Origin of the sequence: Xenorhabdus kozodoii, from assembly GCF_002632875.1 — a bacterium.
Taxonomy (GTDB): Bacteria; Pseudomonadota; Gammaproteobacteria; order Enterobacterales; family Enterobacteriaceae; genus Xenorhabdus; species Xenorhabdus kozodoii.
Window position 1 is genome coordinate 29428 of sequence record NZ_NJCX01000002.1, and the last position, 3032, is coordinate 32459.

General features: G+C 54.6%; 2 rRNA genes (1 of these 2 running past the window's edge). Both read left to right on the forward strand.

The window, feature by feature from the left end:
* Nucleotides 1–2837 (forward strand): 23S ribosomal RNA (locus Xkoz_RS01640) (it extends 141 nt beyond the left edge of the window).
* A gap of 78 nt (nucleotides 2838–2915) precedes the next feature.
* A 5S ribosomal RNA gene (gene rrf, locus Xkoz_RS01645) occupies nucleotides 2916–3031 on the forward strand.
* Nucleotide 3032 lies beyond the last annotated feature (1 nt).

Here is a 3032-nt window from a genome sequence, read left to right on the forward strand (position 1 = left end):
GAGGCGAACCGGGGGAACTGAAACATCTCAGTACCCCGAGGAAAAGAAATCAACCGAGATTCCCCCAGTAGCGGCGAGCGAACGGGGAGGAGCCCAGAGCCAACATCAGCATCTGCGTCAGGAGAACGGCCTGGAAAGGCCGGCAGTAAAGGGTGATAGCCCCGTATCCGAAGACGCAGGTATTGTGAGCTCGAAGAGTAGGGCGGGACACGTGGTATCCTGTCTGAACATGGGGGGACCATCCTCCAAGGCTAAATACTCCTGACTGACCGATAGTGAACCAGTACCGTGAGGGAAAGGCGAAAAGAACCCCGGCGAGGGGAGTGAAACAGAACCTGAAACCGTGTACGTACAAGCAGTGGGAGCCCCACCACTAAGCCAGTGGTGAAGTCCACAGCGTCATCTTTTGCCTGATGACGGTCGGCGACGCGCCAGCGACGCCCAACCGCCAACATCAAGCAGAGGGGGCTTAGTGGTGGGGTGACTGCGTACCTTTTGTATAATGGGTCAGCGACTTATATTCTGTAGCAAGGTTAACCGTATAGGGGAGCCGCAGGGAAACCGAGTCTTAACTGGGCGTTAAGTTGCAGGGTATAGACCCGAAACCCGGTGATCTAGCCATGGGCAGGTTGAAGGTTGGGTAACACTAACTGGAGGACCGAACCGACTAATGTTGAAAAATTAGCGGATGACTTGTGGCTGGGGGTGAAAGGCCAATCAAACCGGGAGATAGCTGGTTCTCCCCGAAAGCTATTTAGGTAGCGCCTCGTGAAGTCATCTTCGGGGGTAGAGCACTGTTTCGGCTAGGGGGTCATCCCGACTTACCAACCCGATGCAAACTGCGAATACCGAAGAATGTTATCACGGGAGACACACGGCGGGTGCTAACGTCCGTCGTGAAGAGGGAAACAACCCAGACCGCCAGCTAAGGTCCCCAAGTCATGGTTAAGTGGGAAACGAAGTGGGAAGGCTCAGACAGCCAGGATGTTGGCTTAGAAGCAGCCATCATTTAAAGAAAGCGTAATAGCTCACTGGTCGAGTCGGCCTGCGCGGAAGATGTAACGGGGCTAAACCATGCACCGAAGCTGCGGCAGCAACATTTCGATGTTGTTGGGTAGGGGAGCGTTCTGTAAGCCGTTGAAGGTGGGCTGTGAGGCCTGCTGGAGGTATCAGAAGTGCGAATGCTGACATAAGTAACGATAAAGCGGGTGAAAAACCCGCTCGCCGGAAGACCAAGGGTTCCTGTCCAACGTTAATCGGGGCAGGGTGAGTCGACCCCTAAGGCGAGGCTGAAAAGCGTAGTCGATGGGCAACAGGTTAATATTCCTGTACTGGGTGTGACTGCGAAGGGGGGACGGAGAAGGCTAGGCCGGCCGGGCGACGGTATGTCCCGGTTTAAGCGTGTAGGTGGAATGACCAGGCAAATCCGGTCATTTGTTAACACTGAGGCGCGATGACGAGGCACTACGGTGCTGAAGTGGTTGATGCCCTGCTTCCAGGAAAAGCCTCTAAGCATCAGGTCACACACAATCGTACCCCAAACCGACACAGGTGGTCAGGTAGAGAATACCCAGGCGCTTGAGAGAACTCGGGTGAAGGAACTAGGCAAAATGGTGCCGTAACTTCGGGAGAAGGCACGCTGGCGTTAGGTGAAGTGGTTTACCCATGGAGCTGAGGCCAGTCGCAGATACCAGCTGGCTGCAACTGTTTAATAAAAACACAGCACTGTGCAAACACGAAAGTGGACGTATACGGTGTGACGCCTGCCCGGTGCTGGAAGGTTAATTGATGGGGTTATCCTCCGGGAGAAGCTCTTGATCGAAGCCCCAGTAAACGGCGGCCGTAACTATAACGGTCCTAAGGTAGCGAAATTCCTTGTCGGGTAAGTTCCGACCTGCACGAATGGCGTAATGATGGCCAGGCTGTCTCCACCCGAGACTCAGTGAAATTGAACTCGCTGTGAAGATGCAGTGTACCCGCGGCAAGACGGAAAGACCCCGTGAACCTTTACTATAGCTTGACACTGAACATGGAGCCTTGATGTGTAGGATAGGTGGGAGGCTGTGAAGTGTGGACGCCAGTCTGCATGGAGCCATCCTTGAAATACCACCCTTGAATGTTTGATGTTCTAACGTGGGCCCGTAATCCGGGCTGCGGACAGTGTCTGGTGGGTAGTTTGACTGGGGCGGTCTCCTCCCAAAGCGTAACGGAGGAGCACGAAGGTTAGCTAATCACGGTCGGACATCGTGAGGTTAGTGCAAAGGCATAAGCTAGCTTGACTGCGAGCGTGACGGCGCGAGCAGGTACGAAAGTAGGTCTTAGTGATCCGGTGGTTCTGAATGGAAGGGCCATCGCTCAACGGATAAAAGGTACTCCGGGGATAACAGGCTGATACCGCCCAAGAGTTCATATCGACGGCGGTGTTTGGCACCTCGATGTCGGCTCATCACATCCTGGGGCTGAAGTAGGTCCCAAGGGTATGGCTGTTCGCCATTTAAAGTGGTACGCGAGCTGGGTTTAGAACGTCGTGAGACAGTTCGGTCCCTATCTGCCGTGGGCGTTGGAAGATTGAAAGGGGCTGCTCCTAGTACGAGAGGACCGGAGTGGACGCACCACTGGTGTTCGGGTTGTCATGCCAATGGCATTGCCCGGTAGCTAAGTGCGGCAGAGATAACCGCTGAAAGCATCTAAGCGGGAAACTTGCCTTGAGATGAGTCTTCCCTTACCCCCTGAGGGTACTGAAGGAGCGTTCGAGACGAGGACGTAGATAGGCTGGGTGTGTAAGCGTTGCGAGACGTTGAGCTAACCAGTACTAATGGACCGTGAGGCTTAACCTGACAACACCGAAGGTGTTTTGGGGATGAGAGAGAAAGTTTCAGAAAACAGCAGCTTGTTCGAGATTGAACCCAGATTTGTCTGGCGGCAATAGCGCGGTGGGACCACCTGAATCCATGCCGAACTCAGCAGTGAAACGCCGTCGCGCCGATGGTAGTGTGGGGCCTCCCCATGCGAGAGTAGGGCACTGCCAGACA